At 38.4% G+C, this 21,401-nt stretch carries 21 protein-coding genes; 19 read left to right on the top strand and 2 right to left on the bottom strand.

Translation table 11 applies throughout. The features are described 5' to 3' along the window. The first annotated feature begins 109 nt into the window (after positions 1 to 109). Positions 110 to 610, top strand: a complete 501-nt coding sequence (gene ilvN, locus BLV53_RS00285; RefSeq protein ID WP_090295471.1) for an acetolactate synthase small subunit — start codon at positions 110 to 112, stop codon at positions 608 to 610. Positions 611 to 688: 78 nt separating this feature from the next. Then, positions 689 to 1,717 carry a ketol-acid reductoisomerase gene (gene ilvC / locus BLV53_RS00290; protein ID WP_090295474.1) on the top strand — a complete coding sequence of 343 codons (1,029 nt, stop codon included), beginning with the start codon at positions 689 to 691 and terminating at the stop codon, positions 1,715 to 1,717. A 31-nt stretch (positions 1,718 to 1,748) separates the two neighbouring features. On the opposite strand, the gene BLV53_RS00295 is transcribed toward ilvC, so the two are convergent. Further along, positions 1,749 to 2,558 (bottom strand): hypothetical protein, encoded by an 810-nt coding sequence (locus BLV53_RS00295; protein WP_090295476.1) that lies wholly within the window; start codon positions 2,556 to 2,558, stop codon positions 1,749 to 1,751. 104 nt (positions 2,559 to 2,662) lie between these two features. Between BLV53_RS00295 and BLV53_RS00300 the strand changes: the two genes are divergently transcribed. From BLV53_RS00300 to thiI, 17 genes are all read left to right on the top strand, one after another. Continuing rightward, complete coding sequence (locus BLV53_RS00300; protein WP_090295479.1) at positions 2,663 to 3,391, top strand: AzlC family ABC transporter permease; 729 nt, start codon at positions 2,663 to 2,665, stop codon at positions 3,389 to 3,391. Then, positions 3,384 to 3,686 (top strand): AzlD domain-containing protein, encoded by a 303-nt coding sequence (locus tag BLV53_RS00305; protein ID WP_090295481.1) that lies wholly within the window; start codon positions 3,384 to 3,386, stop codon positions 3,684 to 3,686. The genes BLV53_RS00300 and BLV53_RS00305 overlap by 8 nt, the downstream gene beginning before the upstream one ends. 134 nt (positions 3,687 to 3,820) lie before the next feature. After that, on the top strand, positions 3,821 to 4,507 hold the full coding sequence (locus tag BLV53_RS00310; RefSeq protein WP_090295483.1) for a DUF975 family protein: 687 nt from the start codon (positions 3,821 to 3,823) through the stop codon (positions 4,505 to 4,507). Positions 4,508 to 4,715: 208 nt separating this feature from the next. Next, positions 4,716 to 5,861: a multiple monosaccharide ABC transporter substrate-binding protein gene (chvE, locus tag BLV53_RS00315; RefSeq protein WP_090295486.1), complete on the top strand. Its 1,146-nt coding sequence runs from the start codon at positions 4,716 to 4,718 to the stop codon at positions 5,859 to 5,861. Positions 5,862 to 5,926: 65 nt separating this feature from the next. Then, positions 5,927 to 7,489, top strand: coding sequence for a multiple monosaccharide ABC transporter ATP-binding protein (mmsA, locus tag BLV53_RS00320; protein ID WP_090295489.1), 1,563 nt, complete (start codon positions 5,927 to 5,929; stop codon positions 7,487 to 7,489). Continuing rightward, positions 7,479 to 8,645 (top strand): multiple monosaccharide ABC transporter permease, encoded by a 1,167-nt coding sequence (mmsB, locus tag BLV53_RS00325; RefSeq protein ID WP_090295492.1) that lies wholly within the window; start codon positions 7,479 to 7,481, stop codon positions 8,643 to 8,645. Before mmsA ends, mmsB begins: the two co-directional genes overlap by 11 nt. 157 nt (positions 8,646 to 8,802) lie before the next feature. Then, positions 8,803 to 9,594, top strand: coding sequence for a response regulator transcription factor (locus BLV53_RS00330; protein ID WP_090295495.1), 792 nt, complete (start codon positions 8,803 to 8,805; stop codon positions 9,592 to 9,594). Further along, positions 9,594 to 11,411, top strand: a complete 1,818-nt coding sequence (locus tag BLV53_RS00335) for a sensor histidine kinase (protein WP_090295497.1) — start codon at positions 9,594 to 9,596, stop codon at positions 11,409 to 11,411. Before BLV53_RS00330 ends, BLV53_RS00335 begins: the two co-directional genes overlap by 1 nt. Further along, a complete protein-coding gene (locus BLV53_RS00340; RefSeq protein ID WP_090295499.1) occupies positions 11,401 to 12,240 on the top strand; it encodes a type 1 periplasmic-binding domain-containing protein in 840 nt (279 codons plus the stop codon). Before BLV53_RS00335 ends, BLV53_RS00340 begins: the two co-directional genes overlap by 11 nt. Positions 12,241 to 12,247: 7 nt before the next feature. Continuing rightward, positions 12,248 to 13,258: a galactose ABC transporter substrate-binding protein gene (locus tag BLV53_RS00345; protein WP_090295502.1), complete on the top strand. Its 1,011-nt coding sequence runs from the start codon at positions 12,248 to 12,250 to the stop codon at positions 13,256 to 13,258. Positions 13,259 to 13,446: 188 nt separating this feature from the next. Further along, positions 13,447 to 14,307 carry a hypothetical protein gene (locus tag BLV53_RS00350; RefSeq protein ID WP_090296713.1) on the top strand — a complete coding sequence of 287 codons (861 nt, stop codon included), beginning with the start codon at positions 13,447 to 13,449 and terminating at the stop codon, positions 14,305 to 14,307. Between the two features lie 99 nt (positions 14,308 to 14,406). Further along, positions 14,407 to 16,080, top strand: coding sequence for a glutamine--tRNA ligase/YqeY domain fusion protein (locus BLV53_RS00355; protein WP_090295504.1), 1,674 nt, complete (start codon positions 14,407 to 14,409; stop codon positions 16,078 to 16,080). A gap of 18 nt (positions 16,081 to 16,098) precedes the next feature. Then, positions 16,099 to 16,962, top strand: coding sequence for a DUF2225 domain-containing protein (locus tag BLV53_RS00360; protein WP_090295507.1), 864 nt, complete (start codon positions 16,099 to 16,101; stop codon positions 16,960 to 16,962). Positions 16,963 to 17,025: 63 nt separating this feature from the next. After that, the gene (prmA, locus tag BLV53_RS00365; protein ID WP_090295509.1) at positions 17,026 to 17,985 is read left to right on the top strand and encodes a 50S ribosomal protein L11 methyltransferase; all 960 of its coding nucleotides are present in this window, start codon (positions 17,026 to 17,028) and stop codon (positions 17,983 to 17,985) included. A 1-nt stretch (position 17,986) separates the two neighbouring features. Further along, positions 17,987 to 18,718 (top strand): RsmE family RNA methyltransferase, encoded by a 732-nt coding sequence (locus tag BLV53_RS00370; RefSeq protein ID WP_090295511.1) that lies wholly within the window; start codon positions 17,987 to 17,989, stop codon positions 18,716 to 18,718. 1 nt (position 18,719) lies between these two features. Then, positions 18,720 to 19,874 (top strand): cysteine desulfurase family protein, encoded by a 1,155-nt coding sequence (locus BLV53_RS00375; RefSeq protein ID WP_090295513.1) that lies wholly within the window; start codon positions 18,720 to 18,722, stop codon positions 19,872 to 19,874. Between the two features lie 14 nt (positions 19,875 to 19,888). Then, positions 19,889 to 21,070 carry a tRNA uracil 4-sulfurtransferase ThiI gene (gene thiI / locus BLV53_RS00380; RefSeq protein WP_090295515.1) on the top strand — a complete coding sequence of 394 codons (1,182 nt, stop codon included), beginning with the start codon at positions 19,889 to 19,891 and terminating at the stop codon, positions 21,068 to 21,070. A gap of 63 nt (positions 21,071 to 21,133) precedes the next feature. On the opposite strand, the gene BLV53_RS00385 is transcribed toward thiI, so the two are convergent. Further along, entirely contained in the window at positions 21,134 to 21,364 is a 231-nt protein-coding gene (locus tag BLV53_RS00385) for an HPr family phosphocarrier protein (protein WP_090295519.1), read from the bottom strand. Between the last annotated feature and the right edge of the window lie 37 nt (positions 21,365 to 21,401).

Here is a 21,401-nt window from a genome sequence, read left to right on the forward strand (position 1 = left end):
ATTTTACTTATTAAACTAAGATAAAATTTATATTGACATATAAATGTAGTGTGCTATTATTTTAAATAGTTTCATACTTCACAGTAGTGAAGTGGAAAAGGAGTAATATATGGAATCTACAAAAGTTCTTTCAATATTAGTTGAAAACACACCAGGTCTTGCAAGTCGAATTTCAGGCTTATTCTCACGTCGAGGTTACAATATTGACAGCTTTTCATCAGGCGTTACAGCTGATCCAAGATACACCAGAGTTACAATCGTTACCCATGGTGATGAGCAGGTACTTGAGCAGATTGAAAAACAGGTTTCAAAGCTTACAGATGTTGTTGATCTCAAGGTTTTGGAACACGGTATGTCTGTAAAAAGAGAACTTATGCTTGTAAAGATTTCTGCTAGAAGCGTTGAAAGACAGGATGTACTTACAATCGTTGAGATTTTCCATGGCAAGGTTGTTGATGTCACACATGATTCAATGATACTTGAGGTTACAGGAAATCAGGACAAGCTTGCAGCATTTTTAGATATGCTTGCAGATTATGATATTTTGGAGCTTGCCAGAACAGGAGTTACAGGCTTAACTCGTGGCAGCGACGATGTAGTTATTTTATAAATGGTTCATCAGGAATTACTTTTTGTAAACACTTTACAATAGTTTTTTATTAATTTTAAAAAGTAGGAGGATAAAAGAATGTCACAGGAAGCAAAGATCTATTATCAGGAAGATTGCAATCTTTCATTATTGAAAGGTAAGACAATAGCTATTATCGGTTATGGTAGCCAGGGTCATGCACACGCACTCAACCTTAAGGAGAGTGGTTGTGATGTCATTATTGGTCTTTACGAAGGCTCAAAGTCATGGGCAAAGGCTGAGAAGCAGGGACTTACAGTTTACACAGCAGCAGAGGCTGCAAAGAAGGCTGATATCATCATGATTCTTATCAACGATGAGAAGCAGGCTGATATGTACAAGGCTGATATCGAGCCAAACCTTGAGGCTGGCAACATGCTTATGTTTGCTCACGGTTTCAACATTCATTTCGGATGCATCAAGCCACCAGCAGATGTTGACGTTACTATGATTGCGCCAAAGGCACCAGGTCATACAGTACGTTCTGAGTACCAGGCAGGAAAGGGAACACCTTGCCTTGTTGCTGTATATCAGGATGCTACAGGAAAGGCTCTTGACCTCGCACTTGCATATGGTGCTGGTATCGGTGGAGCTCGTGCTGGTATTCTTGAGACAACATTCCGTACAGAGACAGAGACAGACCTCTTTGGTGAGCAGGCAGTTCTTTGTGGTGGTGTTTGCGCTCTTATGCAGGCTGGTTTTGAGACACTTGTTGAGGCTGGATATGATCCAAGAAATGCATACTTCGAGTGTGTTCACGAGATGAAGCTTATCGTTGATCTTATCTACCAGTCAGGCTTTGCTGGAATGAGATATTCTATTTCAAATACAGCTGAGTACGGTGATTACATCACAGGACCAAAGATTGTTACTGAAGACACAAAGAAAGCTATGAAGCAGATTCTTTCAGATATTCAGGATGGAACTTTTGCTAAGGAATTCCTTCTTGACATGTCACCAGCTGGACGTCAGGTTCACTTCCAGGCTATGAGAAAGCTTGCTTCTGAGCATCCAGCAGAAAAGGTTGGAGAGCAGATTCGTAGCCTTTACTCATGGAACAATGAGGAAGATAAATTCATCAATAACTAATTTTGTCGGCGAGATACTTCTTTCCGCGAGGTTAAGCCTCGCGGAAATTTTTATTATGGAAGAATTTATACAGATGAGAAGAAATTTTTATTTCTGTATAAATATCTGCATATTCTCTAGGACTATATTCGGTAACAAAGTTTGTAGGAAACTTTTTCGTCATGCCACGGGATTTGCACAAATCAACTGCCTTGTTATAGGCAATGGCAGCCTTGGCCTCGGTGGAATATCGTCCTACAATAAAGTCACCATTTAGGTGTATCTTGGCTACAAACTTAACCTTGCCTTTTTTTTCTTCTTTAGATACACCGTGATATTTATTCACAAGAATAATATTTGAATATCGTAAATCCGTTTCATCACCGTTTGCAAATTTATAATCTTTACCCTTTACACTATAAGGTTTTATTCCATATCTGTTTAAAATGTTGTATTGCATTCCATAATCACTGACAAACATATGGCCACCACGATTTTGAATCTTGTGAGTGGAATAATAGAATAAATCATCCTTATCAAATTTCAAAACTAAAGAAGGGGCAAGATAATACAGGAAATAATTTTTTTGCAGGTAAATAGGATTTTTAATATACATTTTGTTATCCCTAAAATTTATCAGGGTAACACATTTTTCGAATGACAGGTATTTTATAGAATTTTGATATGAAAGAATGTTGATGGAATTATCCTTTAGGATGTTCCAGGCTTCTTTATAGGCGCTATTACAGCGAGCTTCAGAATCAAAGCTCCCAATGCTAATATGTTTATTTAGATAAGTAATATTTCCACGGTAATAAATACTGCCGTCCTTTCGTGTCGCTTGGTAAACACCAGGTTTCATAAGTATCTGCCTCCGTATGTATTTACTTTAAGGTTATTTTACACTAGTGCGAAACAAAAAGTTTTAAATAACTGTGAAGATTGCGTTAAAAAAGGGTTTTGTAAATGAGTAATATTTTTAAAATTTCAAGAAAACAAGCCGCATTAGAAGGCGTAAAAGATGGCGTGCCAATAGCCCTTGGATATTTTGCAGTATCCTTTTCTCTTGGTATTTTTGCAAAGAAGGTCGGGGTGGATGTGATACAGGGCATCATAAATTCTTTTCTCAATCATGCCAGCGCAGGAGAGTATGCTGTTTATTCAATGATTGGGGCAGGAGCTACTTATGTTGAAATGGCGATTATGACCTTGGTTGTAAATGCCAGATACTTGCTTATGTCTACAGCTCTTAGCCAAAGGGTACATCCAGATACGCCTATGATTCACAGAATAGGAATAGGCTTTCATGTTACGGATGAACTGTTTGCCATTTCATTAAATAAACCTGGCTACGTAAATCCGTATTATTGTTATGGTGCATTTATGATATCGGTATTTGGCTGGTGTGCCGGAACCGCAATTGGAATAGTTGCCGGTGGAATCCTTCCACTTCGCATTGTAAGTGCATTTTCCGTTGCCTTATATGGAATGTTTTTAGCCTGCATTATGCCGGCTGCAAGAAATAATCGAGTTGTTGCTATCACCATTATTTGCTGTTTTATTTTAAGCTACCTTGCTACGGTTTTGCCTGGCATTTCTCAGATTTCAGGTGGCACCAGAACCATTATTTTGACTATCGTAATATCTACTGTTGTAGCAATATTATTCCCTTATCCGGAGGAAAGCGATGAGTAATTATTTTTATATATTAGTTGCAGCTCTAGTATCAACTGTGATTCGAGCACTTCCACTTACTGTGTTTAGAAAGCCTATAAAAAATCAATTCGTTAGATCCTTTTTATTTTATGTGCCATATGTGACTCTTGCAGTTATGACATTTCCAGCCATGGTAAATGCAACTCAAAGCAAAATTTCAGGCGTATTAGCTCTTGTGTGCGGAACAGTTGCAGCATGGTTTAATATGAGTTTATTTAAGGTTGCTTGTATTTGCTGCGCTGTTGTATTTATCAGTGAACTTATAATTCTTTGATTTTTTTAAATATAGTTTGCTTGTATAATTATTCTTTGAAAATTGTGTGAAATGAGTATTATTCACCGAAAAGTCAAGTATTATAGATGTATGAGATATAACTCTAATATTTGATACTGAAAGGAGAATAAACTATGTGGACTATTAGTGAAGTAAAGGCTAAAGGGCGTGAAGCTTTTAAAGCAAATTATTGGAAGAGTGTTCTTGTAACATTTATTCTTTCAATGGTAACTGGGGTTGCTTATTCTGCATCTTCCGCAGGAAATACTTCGGGAACAGAGACTAGTACACTTGATCTTACTACCTCAGAACAGCTTGCAGTTTTAGGTATTTTAGGTGGAATCATTGGAATAGGACTTATCATTGGACTTCTTATTAGAATTTTTATTAAGAATCCATTAGAGGTTGGATGCTACAATTTCTTCAAGAAAAATGTACTTAATCCACCAGCTGATTTAGGTGCTGTAAAAGAAGGTTTTTCTGATTTCGGTCACATCTTCTGTACATTATTTTTAAGAGATTTATTTAATCTTTTATGGACCTGCCTGTTTATTATTCCAGGTATCGTAAAAGCGTATTCATATCGCATGGTTCCATATATTATCAAGGATAATCCAGAACTTTCAGCTACAGAAGTAATTACTCGTTCAAGAGAGATGATGAACGGAAATAAGTGGAAGGCATTCCTGCTTGATTTATCATTTATTGGATGGATACTTCTTAGTATCATTACCCTTGGTATTGCAGCATTTTTCTGGGTAGGACCATATATGAATTCTACAGATGCAGCTCTTTACCTTGAACTTAAAGATAAGCAGTAAAATTTAATTTTGAAATACGTAAATACGGTTGTCTTATGATTAGGCAGCCGTATTTTTTTATGCAAAAAATCTGTGAAGAAACTGTGTAGAAATTCTAAGATTAAAAATAGAATTTTATATTCTTTTTGCATCTGTCAAAGTCTAGAATTTAATTAGTTTAAAGAACGGCAAATGAGTTGCCACAAATCATTTTTAGGAGGAGAAGGAAATGAAAAAAAGAGTTCTAAGTTTAATGCTCACAGCAATCATGGCCATGGGGTTGGCTGTTGGTTGCGGACCTGCAGACACAGGTGCACCTGCTGATACAGCGGCAGATACTTCAGCAGAAACATCTGATGATGGGGGAGCAGACAAGGCTGCTTCAACTGGCAAAAAGGTTGCAGTTGCAATGCCTACACAGTCTTCAGAAAGATGGATTAATGATGGTAGTAACATGAAGCAGAAGCTTGAAGCTTTAGGCTACGAGGTTGATCTTCAGTATGCAGAGGATGATGTACAGGCTCAGGTATCTCAGATTGAGAACATGATTGCAGCTGGCGCAGATTGCCTCGTTATCGCAGCTGTTGATTCATCAGCTCTTGTAAATGTAGAAGCACAGGCAAAGGAAGCTGGTATTCCAATCATTGCTTACGACCGTCTTCTTATGGATACAGATGCTGTAAGCTACTACGCAACATTTGATAACAAGGGTGTTGGTACAGCAATCGGTAAATACATCGAAGAAAGCAAGGATCTTGCAAATACTTCTGAAACCTATACAATCGAGTTTTTCATGGGCTCTCCAGACGACAATAACGCTGTAATGCTTTACAACGGTCTTATGGAAGTACTTCAGCCATATCTTGATGATGGCACACTTGTATGTAAATCAGGCAGAACATCCTTTGAAGATACATGTATCTTAAGATGGTCTCAGGAAACAGCACAGCAGAACTGTGAGAATTACCTTACAGGCTTCTATGCAAATGACAAGCTAGACATCTGTGCAACAGCTTTTGATGGTTTTGCATATGGATGTAAAGCAGCTCTTGAAGGCGCTGGCTACAAGGTTGGCGAGGATTGGCCACTTATCACAGGTCAGGATGCTGAGCTTATGGCTACAAAGAACATCATCGCAGGTTCTCAGACAATGTCTATCTACAAGGATACACGTCTACTTGCAGACAAGTGCGTAACAATGGTTCAGGCAGTTCTTGAGGGTTCAGAGCCTGAAATTAATGATAAGGAGCAGTATGACAACGGAAAACTTGTTGTTCCTTCATACCTTTGCACTCCAGTTGCAGTAGACAAGGATAACTACAAGAAGATTATTGTTGATGGTGGCTACTACACAGAGGAGCAGTTAGCTGAATAAGATTTTGTACACCTCATCCGTCGACAAAATCGGAGGATGAGGTGTTTTATAAAGGAGAAGATAATATGTCAGATTACATCTTGGAAATGAAACATATCATAAAAGAGTTCTCAGGTGTCAGGGCACTCGATGATGTAAATCTGCAGGTAAAAAAGGGAGAAATCCATGCTCTTTGTGGAGAGAATGGAGCTGGTAAGTCTACACTGATGAATGTCCTTTCAGGAGTTTATCCATACGGAACCTATGAAGGAGATGTTGTATACCATGGGGAGGTATGCAAATTCCATAACCTTAGAGATTCCGAGGCCAAGGGCATAGTTATTATTCATCAGGAGCTTGCATTAAGTCCCCTTCTTTCAATTGCAGAAAATGTATTTTTGGGAAATGAACAGCTTTCCATGAAGGGCGTTATTGACTGGACAAAGACCAGACAGCGTGCACAGGAAATGCTTTCCAGAGTTGGTCTTGAAAATGAAAATGTAAATGCTCCAGTAAACTCATTAGGTGTTGGAAAACAGCAGCTTATTGAAATTGCAAAGGCAATGGCAAAAAAGGTAGAATTACTTATTTTGGACGAGCCTACCGCCGCCTTAAATGATGAGGAGTCTAAAAAGCTTCTTGATATTATGCTGGAGCTCAAAAAGCAGGGAATTACCTGTATCATTATTTCTCATAAGTTAAATGAGATTAGCTACGTTGCAGATGCAGTTACTGTTATCCGTGATGGTCAAACAATAGAGACTCTTGTAAAGGGAGTTGATGATTTCTCTGAGGATAGGGTTATTAAGGCTATGGTGGGGCGTGAGCTTACTAATCGATATCCTGTGAGAGAGGGTGTTACAATAGGCGACACTATTTTTGAAGTTAAAAATTGGAATGTATATCATCCAGATGATCCTGAACGTCAGGTTCTTAAAAATATTAACATCGAAGTTAAAGCAGGAGAGGTAGTTGGTCTGGCAGGACTTATGGGCGCTGGTCGTACAGAATTTGCCATGAGTGTGTTTGGACACAGCTACGGACAGAAAATCTCTGGTACAGTAAAGATTAACGGAAAAGAGGTTAACCTTCACACAGTAAAGGATGCTATTAATAATAAGCTTGCTTATGTAACCGAGGATAGAAAGACAAATGGACTTATTTTAATTGGTGATATCAAAGAAAATATGGCTCTTGCAGCTCGTCCAAAGTTTTTCTCAAAGCGAGGTGTCATAAATGGCAACGAGGAGATTTTAGCTGCTGAAGAATATAAAAAGAAAATTAACGTAAAAGCGAATTCCATCAATCAGGTGGTAGGCTCTCTTTCAGGCGGTAATCAGCAAAAGGTAGTGTTGGCAAAATGGATGCTTACTCAACCTGATGTTTTGATACTTGACGAGCCTACACGCGGCATTGATGTAGGTGCCAAATACGAAATATATTGCGTCATTAATGATTTGGCAAGAGCGGGGAAGGCGGTAATTGTAATTTCATCTGAAATGCCTGAAATTATTGGTACCTGCGACAGAATTTATGTCATTAATGAGGGAGAGATTGCGGGTGAGCTTTCCAAAGAAGAGGTTTCTCAGGAAAGAATTATGCAGTGCGTAATGGCTCACAACAGAAAGGATGATGGAAATGGAAAATAAGAGAGCTAATTTAGACATGAAGCAATATGGCATGTTCATTGCCCTTATTGTTATATATTTGATTTTTGCCCTCCTTACCGGAGGAAAGAACCTTACACCAATGAACATTAACAACCTGGTTATGCAAAATGGCTATGTTGTAATTCTCGCAATCGGTATGCTGCTTTGCGTACTTACAGGAAACGTTGACCTTGGTGTTGGATCTGTAGTTGCTCTTTGTGGTGCCACAGCCGGTATCATGATGATGGACTATAAAATGAATATGTGGGTTGCAATCCTTTGCGCGCTTGCGATTGGTCTATTAGTAGGTATGTTTGCGGGCTTCTTTATAGCTTACCTGAGCATCCCACCATTTGTTGTTACACTCGCTACAATGCTTATGGGCCGCGGTCTTACCTATACACTGCTTCAGGCTCAGACCAAAGGCCCACTTCCTACTAATTACAACTTTATCGGTGCAGGCTTCCTTCCAACCTACAAGATTTTCTTTGGTGATGGAATCCTCGATTTAGTATCAATAGCTATTGCCCTTATTGCATCAGTAGCACTTGTATGGACAGAGATTAAGGGCATTAATACAAAAAAGAAATATAATTTTGTTTTAGCACCAACCTGGCAGACAGTAGTAAAGCTTGTAATTGAGCTTTTCATCATTTGGTTCTTCTTCTACAAGCTTGCTCGTTACAATGGTCTTCCTTTTGTACTTTTAATCATGGTAGTACTCATTGGAATATATGCTTTTGTTACTACAAAAACAGTAGCTGGTCGTCAGATATATGCACTTGGTGGCAACAGAAAAGCAGCCAACCTTTCAGGTATTGATACAAACAAAGTATTCTTCTGGGTATACACAAACATGGGTGTACTTGCAGCCATAGCAGGTATAGTTCTTTCAGCAAGAAACGGTTCTTCAACACCTAAGGCTGGTGATGGTTTCGAAATGGATGCCATTGCGTCTTGCTACATCGGTGGTGCAGCCGTAGCCGGTGGTTCAGGAACAATCCTTGGAGCAGTAGTAGGCGCCTTTGTAATGGGTGTCCTCAACAATGGTATGTCACTCTTTGGATGGTCTACAGATATCCAAAAAATAGTAAAAGGTGCTGTACTTCTTGGTGCTGTAACAGTAGATGTGCTCTCGAAACGCAAGAAGAATTGAGGTCCCATGCCTTCCCCTTGAGGGGAAGGTGCCCGAAGGGCGGATGAGGTGTGTATCTAAAGTATTTATATATACTTCGCATTATATTTAGGATGCCGAAAGGCATCCTTATTTGTTATAATAATCCTACGAGGGGTCGTATTAGGGAGAGGTTTATATGTATAATGTTATGTTAGTAGATGACGAGGAGGAAGTCCGCATCGCCATCGAAAAGAAAATCAATTGGTCGGAGCTTGATTTTAATGTAGTGGGGTCTGCAGGAAATGGCTTTGATGCTTTAGAGATGGCTTTGAAGAGCCATCCAGATGTGGTGCTTACAGACATCAATATGCCATTTATGAATGGTCTGCAGTTCTCAAAGCAACTAAAAGCCGAGCTTCCAGACACAAAATTTGTTATTCTATCAGGCTATGACGAGTTCGAATATGCAAAAGAAGCAATCGAACTGTCTGTGGAGGAGTACATCCTTAAGCCTGTCAATTCTGATGAGCTATATCAGCTTTTTTCACGTTTAAAAGTGCGCCTTGATGATGAATCAGAAAAGAGACGCAACCTTGAAAATTTACAACGCTATTATCAGGAGAGTATTAAGTTTTTTAATGATCAGACTTCTGATTCAAATGCCTATGACCTTGTTGAAAAGGCAAGGGATTATATTTTAGAGCATTTCAATGAGGGCGATTTGTCCGTGGATAGGATTTGTTCTATTTTAAATGTCACTCCCAATTATTTTTCTACCCTGTTCAGGAAAAAAACAGGAGATACCTTTATTGCTTATCTTACAAATCTTCGTATGGAAAAGGCAAAGTGGCTTCTTGAAAACACCGATGAAAAGGCCTACATGATAGCAGGAATGGTAGGCTATGATGAGCCTAATTATTTTAGCTATGTTTTTAAAAAGGCCTACGGGATTTCTCCGTCTAAATATAGGCAACAGAGGGGTAATTGATGATAACTTTTGATTTAAAAAATCAATTTAAAAAAGTTCGTCATGCCTCTAAAAGAAGAAGTATTCAGCTGATTATTTCTCTGTCCTTTACCATTGTTGCTGTCATAAGTATGGTTTTTGTTACTCTTGCGATTTATACCAGCTATATTAACACTGCCAGACAAACTACAATCGAAAACAATAAGCAGGTTATAGACCAAATGAGCTGGACCGTCAATTCGTATTTACGTAATATGATGGGCATCTCAAACAGTATGTATTACAGTGTCATCAAAAATCTTGATTTGACAAGTGACACCATGAACAAGGAGATGGACCTTTTATACGAGGCCAATAAAGACGACTTAATAAGCATCGCCTGTATTTCACAGGACGGGGCTCTTATTTCTGCAGCTCCTATTGCCACGAGAAAAACAGGAGTGGATTTTACAGAACAGGACTGGTTTTTAAGTACAGAGGAAAAAATCGAAAATTTTCATTTCTCAAAACCACATGTTCAAAACATGTTTGAAAGCAGTAATTACAGATACTATTGGGTTGTTTCTTTGACCAGAAGTGTTGACCTTAATTACATGGGCTACACAAGGCGAGGAATTCTTTTGGTAGATATGAATTATTCAGCAATCGAGCAAATGTTTTCCCGCGTCAATGAAAGAGGAGCAGGCTATGTGTATCTTATAGATTCCGATGGAGATATTATTTACCACCCAAAGCAAAAGGCTATTTCAGGAGGCTTGCTTCAGGAAAATAACATGGAGGCTGTTTCCTATGATGATGGAAGTCATATGGAAAAATTCCTGGGAGAAAAGAGAGCTGTTGTTGTAAAAACTATCGGTTATACTGGTTGGAAAATAGTATCTGTTATGCCTGTGTCAGAGCTTTCAGCACCATTTAATCAGTTTAGAGCTTTTATGATTATTATTGTTACAGTCAGTATTTTCCTTATTGTATTTGGAAATATAATTATCTCTAAGATTGTTACTGAACCAATTAGACGTCTTGAAAATTCTCTGAAAAGCATCGAGGATGGAAGCCTTGAAGCAGATGAGGTGTACATTGGTGGCTCCCATGAAATCAGACACTTGGGCCGTACCATCAGATCATTAGTACTTCAGATGCGTGATTTGATGGATGAGAGAGTTAGAGAGCAAAAGGAAAAACGTAAATCCGAATTGAATGCTCTGCAGGCGCAGATCAATCCTCATTTTTTGTACAATACCTTGGATTCTGTAATATGGATGATAGAAGCTGAAAAATATCAGGATGCCATTTCCATGATAACAAGCCTCGCTTCACTTTTTAGAATCAGTCTTAGCAAGGGAAATAATATAATCACAATAAAGGATGAGATTACTCATGCCAGAAATTATCTTGCCATACAGAAGGTCAGGTACAAAAACAAATTCGAGGCAAATATAGATATTGACCCTGCAATCGAGGATTGTGTCACTATCAAGCTGATTATTCAGCCTCTTATAGAAAATGCTATCTATCATGCTGTTGGTGATTTGGATGATGAGGGAATCATCGATATAAAAGGCTACGAGAAAGATGAAGATATCTATATAGAGGTTAGAGATAACGGCATGGGAATTCCTCCAGAGACTCTTGCAAATCTTCTTGTGGAAAAGACTAAATCAGGGGGCAAGGGAAGCGGCATTGGACTTTGGAATATCAATCAGCGCATAAATCTATATTTCAAAAATGACTACGGCCTGACCCTTGAAAGTGAGCTTGATGAAGGCACAGTGGCTACCATTCATTTGCCTAAAATGACCATGGACGAATACATGGGAGGTGATGGCAATGAAAAATAAAAAATTAATTAGACTTTTTGTAATATCAGTATTGTTGCTACTTCTTTTTGATTCAATCATCAATTTTAGATATGGCGTCAAAAGAAAAGACCTGGTAAAAATAGTTTTTCTTGTAGATGGGGACAATCCCAATGACTACGAGAATATGAAAGCGGGAGCAATAAGCGCAGGAGAGGATAAGAACTGCCTTATTGATTTTGTAAATATTTCAAAAGAGGAAGCGACAGAGGCTGATGTTTATTTTGTGGTAGCCAATCATAATTTAAGATATTACGATGGGACCGATATGGTTGATGATTTTTCATTGGCTGAGGATTTTAGTAATTATGTATTGGCAAATAGTGATTGTGACAGTATTTTGCTGGTTTCATCAGGAGATAATAAGGAATACGTAAATGCGATAGAAGGCTTTAAAACATCAATCATAGAATCAGGAAGAAAAGTTGAATATCGTCCTCTTTCAAAGGATGTAAAAAAGCTAAAGCAAAGTATGTACAATTTAGAGCAGTCCGGTCTTTTTGATACCGTAATAGCTCTTGACCGTCCTTCGCTTTCTGCGGCAGTTGAGGCAAATACCAGAATCAACCCATTTGTTAAAATATACGGAGTAGACAATAGCAGCGAAGCTGTATACTACCTGGATAATGGTTCTGTGGAGGCTTTAGCCTATAAAGATGAATACTCTATGGGATACACTGCTGTAAGACATGCCCTTAAAGATTACAGCTTAGATAAAATAGCAAAGGAAAAATCATTTTATTATATTGCTGACAGAGATGTGTTGTATTCTGATGATATGGAAATGGTTCTTTTTCCATTTGTAAAATAGGAGAAGTATGAAAAGGTGTATAATTTTGGCCTGCATAGTTTTTATAGCATTGAGCGTGCTAGCTGGATGCAGTGTTCAAAAAGGTGATGAGGAACAAAAAAAGACAGTTCGCATAGGCGTTACTATGTACAGTGAGTTTGATCCTTTCACAGAGGACATAAGGAAAAACATAGAAGAATATTTGCAGGCTTATGGAAAAGTTTTAAGCTGTGATGTGGATTGCACAGTGGTTTATTCCAATTCAAATCAGCTGGTACAAAACGACCAGGTGGAGGATTTTATAGATAAAGATTATGACGTGGTATGTGTGAATCTTGTGGATAGGACGGACCCATCCGTAATCATAGAAAAAGCAAAATCTGCAGATGTTCCAATTATATTTTTCAACAGAGAGCTGGTAGAGGATGATTTAAAACGCTTTGGTAAGCTTTATTATGTAGGAGCTAAACCAGAGGAAAGCGGTAGGCTTCAGGGAGAAATCGTGCTTGATGCTTTAAATGAAAGATTTGAGGAAATAGATGTAAGCGGTGATGGTGTCATTCAATATGTTTTGTTGGAAGGTGAGGCTGGTCATCAGGATGCCATACTAAGGAGTCGAGTTTCCGTAGATACAATTCAGGCTGGAGATATTCGCCTGGAGAGACTTGGAGATGAAATTGCAAACTGGGACAGAAGACAGGCTCAAACAAAAATCACTTCCCTTTTGCAGGGGTACCCCCGTCAAATTGAACTTGTATTAGCAAATGATGACAATATGGCACTTGGTGCCCTAGACGCTCTTATTGATTTTGGCGTGCAAAAGCTGCCCCTTATAGTAGGAGTCAATGGTCAGGAAGAAGTAATAGAGGATATTTCAGAAGGTCTCATAGAAGGCACAGTACTTAATAATTCAAAAGAAAAAGGAAAAATAATAGCTCACATGGCTGTAAGTCTTGCCTTAGAAGACAAAATCCCCGACAATATCCAGTTAGAAGAAGGAAAATACTACTACGTCCCATATAAAAAAATAGAAAAGTAAACTAAGCCTTCCCCTTGAGGGGAAGGTGGCCGCAGGCCGGATGAGGTGTCGTAGGTAGTGGTACTCCAACAACCTTAATCCTACAATATCATTTTAATATTGCCACCACCGCCCCCAAAGGTTTATAATCTTTAAAGTCTATTATTCTGTCTAGATTTATTTTGGAGGATAACACATTGCTAGATAAAATGGAAAAAAAGTTTGGCAAACATGCCATTAGCAATCTAATAGTTTATCTGTTAGCTGGCTACGTTTTAGGCTATTTGCTTCAATTTGGAGAAAGATACACAGGTGTACCTTATCTTAGTTATTTGACCCTTGAGCCTTTTCATATTTTACATGGTCAAATCTGGAGACTTGTTACATGGGTGATTATTCCACCACAAACCAGTTTTTTCTGGGCTTTGATAATGTTCTTTTTATATTATCAGCTTGGTTCATCACTGGAAAATACCTGGGGTACCTTCAGATTTAACGTATACATATTTGGAGGTCTGTTATTTACAATTATAGGTGCATTTATTACCTATGGTCTTTACTTTTTAATTAATAAAACGGCGCCAATAGGAATAGGAAGCTTTATTAGTACCTACTACATAAATCTGTCTATTTTCCTTGCGTTTTCTACCTGTTTCCCTGATATGCAGGTGCTTTTATATTTCATTATCCCTATCAAGATGAAATGGATGTCCATTTTCTATCTTGTCATCATTGGTTTTGAAATCATTCAGCACTTTATTTCAGGACAATGGTATATTGCTGTGCCTATCATGGCGTCCTTGCTCAATTTTTTGATTTTCTTTTTGATGACTAGAAACCTAAACCGTTACAATCCAAAGGAAATCCACAGAAGAAATGAGTTCAGACGACAGGCTGCGCCACCACGTACACAGTATCGTGATGGTACACCTATCGCCAGACATAAATGTGCAGTCTGCGGACGCACCGAGATTTCTAATCCAGAATTAGAATTCAGATTCTGTAGTAAATGTAATGGCAACTACGAATACTGTAGCGAGCATTTATTTACACATACACATGTACATTAACCTATACTTGTAAGGTTAGCTTTGTCTCTACAGTGGCTGTCACAAGCTAACCTAAGAGGATAATGGTTTTATATAAAATTGAGAGGAAATAAGTTTTAAATGAGTGAAGAAGTAGTAAGCAAAAATTTTATCGAATTAGAAATCGATAAGGACTTAAAGGAAGGCGTTTATGACCATGTTTGTACACGTTTTCCACCTGAGCCTAACGGATATTTACATATTGGACATGCTAAGTCAATCATCCTTAATTATGGCCTCGCTAAAAAATACAATGGTGAGTTCCATATGAGATTTGATGATACAAATCCTACAAAGGAAAGAGTAGAATTTGTTGACTCAATCAAGGCTGACATTCAATGGCTTGGTGCTGACTGGGGCGAGCATCTTTATTTTGCATCAAACTATTTTGATAAAATGTACGATGTAGCTGTTGACCTTATCAAAAAGGGCTTGGCGTATGTATCAGACCTTTCAGCAGAGGAAATGAGAGAGTATCGAGGCGATTTTGAGCATCCAGGAAAGGATGATCCAAACAGAAACAGAAGCGTTGAAGAAAACCTTCAGATGTTCGAGGACATGAAGAATGGCAAATACGAGGATGGTTCACACACACTTCGTGCTAAAATCGATATGGCTTCACCTAACATCAACATGCGTGATCCAATCCTTTATCGTGTAGCACACATGACTCACCACAACACAGGAGATAAGTGGTGCATTTATCCAATGTACGATTTTGCTCATCCGCTTGAGGATGCATTTGAGAATGTAACACATTCTATCTGTACACTTGAGTTTGAAGATCACAGACCTCTTTATGACTGGGTAGTTAAGTCGGCAGGGTTTGCTAACCCACCTCGTCAGATTGAGTTCGCTAAGATGTATCTTACAAATGTTGTTACAGGTAAGAGATATATTAAAAAGCTTGTTGAAGATGGAATAGTAGACGGATGGGATGATCCACGTCTTGTGTCTATTGCAGCTCTTCGTCGTCGTGGTTTTACACCAGAGTCTTTATGGAAGTTTGTTGAGCTTTCTGGTATTTCAAAGGCTAATTCCTCATCGGATTATGCTATGCTTGAGTATTGCATACGTGAGGATTTAAAGACAAAGCGTAGCCGTGTAATGGCTGTCCTTGATCCAGTAAAGCTTGTTATCGACAATTACGAAGGTGATGATGTAGAATGGCTTGATGCTCCAAATAACCTTGAGAATCCTGAGCTTGGAAGCCGTCAGGTACCATTTGGTAAGGAGCTTTATATCGATAGAGAGGATTTCATGATTGAGCCTCCTAAGAAATACTTCAGATTATATCCAGGAAATGAAGTGCGCTTAATGAATGCATACTTTGTAACATGTACTTCATATGAAACAGATGAAAATGGAAATGTTACCTGTATCCACTGTACATATGACCCTGCTACAAAGGGTGGTGATGCTCCAGATGGACGTAAAGTAAAGGGTACAATCCATTGGGTTGCTGCAAAGACTGCTCTTCCTGCAGAGGTACGTCTCTATGAAAATATTGTAGACGAAGAAAAAGGAGTGTATAATGAAGATGGTAGTTTGAATGTAAATCCAAACTCGCTGACTGTTCTTAAAAATTGTCTCGTGGAGCCATCTTTAAAAGAGGCCAAGGCCTATGATAGCTTCCAGTTTGTGAGACAGGGATTTTTCTGTGTTGATGCTAAGGATTCTAGGGAGGATGCTTTAGTATTTAATAGAATTGTATCTTTAAAGAGTTCGTTTAAGTTACCTAGCACTACTAACTAGCACAAAAAAGGATGGGTTATGAATTTACTTTCTGGAATGGAGAAATTTGGTTTCTCAATGGATGGGGAACTGAATATTTTGGCTGAAGAAAAGCCAAAGAAAAATGAGGAAGCTGATAAAAAGACTGTAGCGCCTGTAGTGAAGCAAGAAAAGGATTTCGTTTTAGATAAAAAGGTTCGTTGTCCTATTTGCGACAAGGATTTTCCTATCAAAGCGGTTCTTGCTACAAAACTTAAAAGACTTGAACCTGATTTTGATTTAAGACCGAATTATGAGCATGTAGACAAAATTAAATATGATTTTAATTCTTGTCCTAGATGTGGCTACTCTGCGCTTGATACTACATTTTCAAAGATAGATACAGCTCGTGCGAAACTTATTCGTACAGAGTTTTGTCCTAGCTTTAAGCCGCAGCCTAATGAGGTCCTTCCAGAGACTTATTCATATGAGTATTCTATAGAAAAATTTAAGTTGGCCCTCATTTGTACCATGAAAAAGAGAGCAAAGATGTCAGAAAAGGCGTATGTTTGCTTAAAAATAGCCTGGCTACGTCGTGCTCAGCTCAAAGAGCTTGAGGGGAATAAAGATGCTGATCCTCAAGTTATTGATATGGTAAAAAAGGAAGCCGAAGGTTTTTATGCACAGGCCTATGAAGGTTTTATGAAAGCTATATCTCAGGAGACACCACCTTATTGTGGCATGGCCTCAGAGGCAGTAGAGTATATGCTGGCTAATATGTCTGTGTATTTCAAGAAATACGATGCAGCCATGAAGCTTATAGCACGCTTGATTCAATCTCCAAGTACATCTAGAAAGCTTAAAGATAAATGTGTCGACCTAAAGGATGATATAATTGCAAAGGCTGCCGCAGAAAAACAGTAATAACAAAAATAAACCACATATCAAGGGAAACCTTGATATGTGATTTTTCATGTGAGGAAACATATGAATTGGATAAAATACACTATCAATACTAATACACTTTCAGAAGACATAGTTAGTGCAACTCTTATGGAACTTGGTATTGATTCAATTGAAATAGAAAACAATGTTCCTGTATCAGGAGACAAACAGGGCGGTGAATTCGAGGAGCTTCAGCCGGATCTTCCGGAAGATACAGGCGCATCAAAGGTCTCTTTTTATTTATCAGAGGACGATGACCACGAAACTCTTTTGATGCAGGTAAAGGATGCCTTAAATGAACTAAAGGACTTCTCAGACATAGGTGAAGGGACCATCGATACCTCTGTAACAGAGCAGGAGGATTGGATTAACAATTGGAAGCAGTTCTTTAAATCCTTCTATATAGATGACATCCTTATTAAACCTACATGGGAAGAAATATCACCAGAGGATAAGGGCAACATTTTTGTTGAAATCGACCCAGGTGTATCCTTTGGAACAGGCAAACACGAGACTACACAGCTATGCATTCGACAGCTTAAAAAATATCTTAAGGCTGATGATGAAATCCTTGATGTAGGATGTGGATCTGGTATTTTATCTATCATCGCCCACAAGCTTTTAGATGGAAAATGCCATCTTGTTGGCACAGATATTGATGAAGATTGTATTGCTTCTACTTATGAAAATTTTGAAGTAAATCACATTGATAAATCAGCAGGAGATTTTTACGTAGGAAATCTTATAGATGATAAAACTCTTCAAGATAAGGTCGGTTACGAGCGCTATGATGTGGTTGTGGCAAATATCCTAGCTGACATTATAATAGCGATGATGCCAGCTATTCCACCAACCATGAAACCAGGAGCCTATTTTATTTCTTCAGGAATCATTGATTTCAAGGAACAGGAAGTAAAACAGGCTATTGAGTCAGCAGGACTTGAGGTAATAGAAATCAATCACCAGGGCGAGTGGGTAAATATTACTGCCAGAAAGAATTAAGATGCAGCAAGTATTTGTAAATGAAGCACCTATAAATTCACAATTTCATATAACAGGCCAGGATGCACATCATCTGTCAAAGGTAGTTAGACTAAAGGTAGGAGAGAAAATAAGAGTTTCTGTTTCAGATGGAACAAACTACATCTGCGAAGTAAGTGATTTTCAAGACAAAGACTTGATTGCATCTGTAGTTGAACAGGTGCCATCCACCGAACTACCTAACAAAATCTATTTGTTTCAAGCTATCCCAAAGGGCGATAGAATGGAAACTATTATAGAAAAATGTGTGGAGCTTGGAGCCTTTGAAATCATTCCGGTTGAAATGAAAAACTGTATCGTAAAACTGGATGAAAAGAAAAAGAAATCTAAAGTAGAGCGTTATCAGGCCATTGCAAAATCTGCAGCCGAACAATCAAAGCGTTCTATTATCCCACAGATTCATTCTGTTATGACCTTTAAGGAAGCCTTTGAATATGCAAAGTCCTTAGACGTTTTGCTTCTTCCTTATGAGAGTAAAAATGGAATGCAGGATACCTTTGATGCTTTAGCTGGGCTTAAGTCAGGACAAAGCATAGGCGTATTTATCGGGCCAGAGGGAGGCTTTGCCCCTTCAGAAATAGAGATGACAGAGAATGTTATGAAATTCATATCTCTAGGTCACAGAATACTCAGAACTGATACGGCAGCAATATGCTCTCTTAGCATGTTAATGCTTAAATGCGAGGAATTTTAAAATGATATATTTTGACAACTCGGCTACAACTCGTTGTGCCGATGAAGCAGTTGACATAATGAAAAAATGCCTTCAGGAGGATTTTGGTAATCCATCCTCCTTACATAGCATGGGGGCTAAAGGAAAGGATTACCTTAAGGAAAGTAGAGAAACTATTGCAGGGATTTTAAAAGTACAACCTAAAGAAATCTATTTCACATCAGGTGGTACAGAAGGAAACAACCTTGCAATTAAAGGTGGCGCTGCTGCAAAAAAACGCAGAGGTAATCACATAATTACTACTAAAATCGAGCACGCCTCTGTTTTAAATCCGGTAAAAGCACTTGAAAAAGAAGGCTTTGAAGTTACATATCTAGGAACAGATGAATATGGAGTTATAAGTCTTGATGAACTAAAAGCAGCCCTCAGAGAAGATACTATTCTTGTATCCATCATGATGGTAAACAACGAAATAGGTGCCATTCAGCCTATCGAGGAAGCTTCGAAAATTATCAAAGGATTCAATAAAGATATTCTTTTTCATGTTGATTCCATCCAGTCATTTGGAAAAATGAAAATTCTCCCAAAGAAAATGGGAATTGATATGCTTACAGTAAGCGGACACAAAATCCATGGTCCAAAGGGTTCTGGATTTATATATATAAACGAATCCATTTATAATATTATGGTTCCACAGATACTTGGTGGTGGTCATGAGCGTGGTATGCGTTCGGGGACAGAAAATGTTCCTGCAATTGCAGCACTTGGCGTAGCTAGCAAAAAAGCCTACGATACACTTGACGAAAATCGAAACCATATGTATGCTATGAGACATCGTTTAATTGAAGGTGTATCTGCAATCGATGGAGTCAGTGTAAATGGACACTTGGATGAGCAGAATGCACCTCACATAGTCAGTGTTTCCATAAAGGGCAATCGTACTAGAGCACAGGTTATCCTTAATGCTCTTCAGGACAATTATGATATTTTTGTTTCAGCAGGCTCAGCTTGCTCTTCAAATAAGCCTGCCATCAGTGAAACACTTAAATCAATTGGTCTCGAAAAAGATTTACTGGAGCGCACCATCAGATTTAGCTTTTGCCCGGAGAATACTCTCGAGGAAGTAGATACAGCTGTGAAAGCTCTTCAGGAATTAGTTCCTATGATGACACTATAAGGAAAGTAGGTATTATGACATATCAAGCATTTTTAATTAAGTATTCAGAGATTGGTGTAAAGGGAAAAAACAGATTTATGTTCGAAGACGCCCTTGTGCGCCAGATTAAAAGAGCACTTTATTCTGTAGATGGCAATTTTATTGTGAAGAAGCAGAGTGGTCGTGTTTTTATTTCTGTAGAAGGTGACTACGACTATGATGAGGCGGTTGATGCATTACAGCATGTATTTGGTATTAGTGCCATCTGTCCTACAGTAGTAGTTCCAGATGAAGGCTTCGATGCCATGGCTGAAGCTGTCATTAAATATGTGGACGAGGAATTCGCAGATAAAAACTTTAGCTTTAAGGTGATGGGACGACGCGCAAATAAGCAGTATCCAATGACTTCAATGGAAGTAGCTGCAGAAATAGGCGCAAGACTTCTCGATGCATTCCCTGAACTTCATGTAGATATTCACAATCCAGACCGTATCATCACTGTTGAGGTTCGTGAGAATATTGCTATATATTCTACAGAAATCCCAGGCCCACATGGTATGCCTGTAGGCACTGCAGGTAAGGCTATGCTTTTACTTTCAGGTGGTATCGATTCACCAGTTGCTGGTTACATGATTTCAAAGCGTGGCGTAAATCTTTCAGCAACATATTTCCATGCACCACCTTACACTTCAGAGCAGGCAAAGCAAAAGGTTGTAGATTTAGCAAAGCTTGTTGCTAAATATTCTGGTCCTATTGATTTACATATTGTCAATTTTACAGATATTCAGTTATATATTTATCAGCAGTGCGCTCATGAGGAGCTTACTATTATCATGCGTCGTTACATGATGAGAATAGCAGAACACTTTGCAAAGGAAAATGATTGTCTTGCGTTAGTTACTGGAGAGTCTATCGGACAGGTTGCATCACAGACTATGCAGTCCCTTAACTGCACTAATGCTGTTTGTTCACTTCCTGTATATCGTCCGCTTATCGCTTTTGACAAGCAGGATATTGTAGATATCTCTGAGAAAATCGACACTTATGAGACTTCGATTCTTCCTTACGAGGATTGCTGTACCATTTTTGTGGCTAAGCATCCTGTTACAAAGCCAAAGCTTGAAGCCATCGAAAAGCACGAGCATCTGTTAGATGAAAAGATTGATGAGCTTATGAAACAGGCTATTGAGTCAGTAGAGGTTATTAAAGTTAAATAAGTAAAATAAAAGAGCTTTGCTATTATTAGCAAAGCTCCTAATATTTACTACTTAAAGAAAGGATTAAACGATGTAATCCTTTAATGTAGACATCACGTCGTCTGCATCGCCTTCAGCATGTACAGTAAGATCGATAGGCTTAGATAAATCAAGAGAGAAAATACCCATGATAGACTTAGCATCGATTACATAACGTCCACTTACAAGATCAAAATCATAGTCAAACTGGCTAATAGTGTTAACGAAAGATTTAACCTTGTCAATTGAGTTAAGAGAAATTTGAACTGTTTTCATCCTATGTGCCCCTCCTCGTGAATTTATATATATTAAA

The organism is Pseudobutyrivibrio sp. ACV-2, assembly GCF_900107545.1.
Classification (GTDB): domain Bacteria; phylum Bacillota; class Clostridia; order Lachnospirales; family Lachnospiraceae; genus Pseudobutyrivibrio.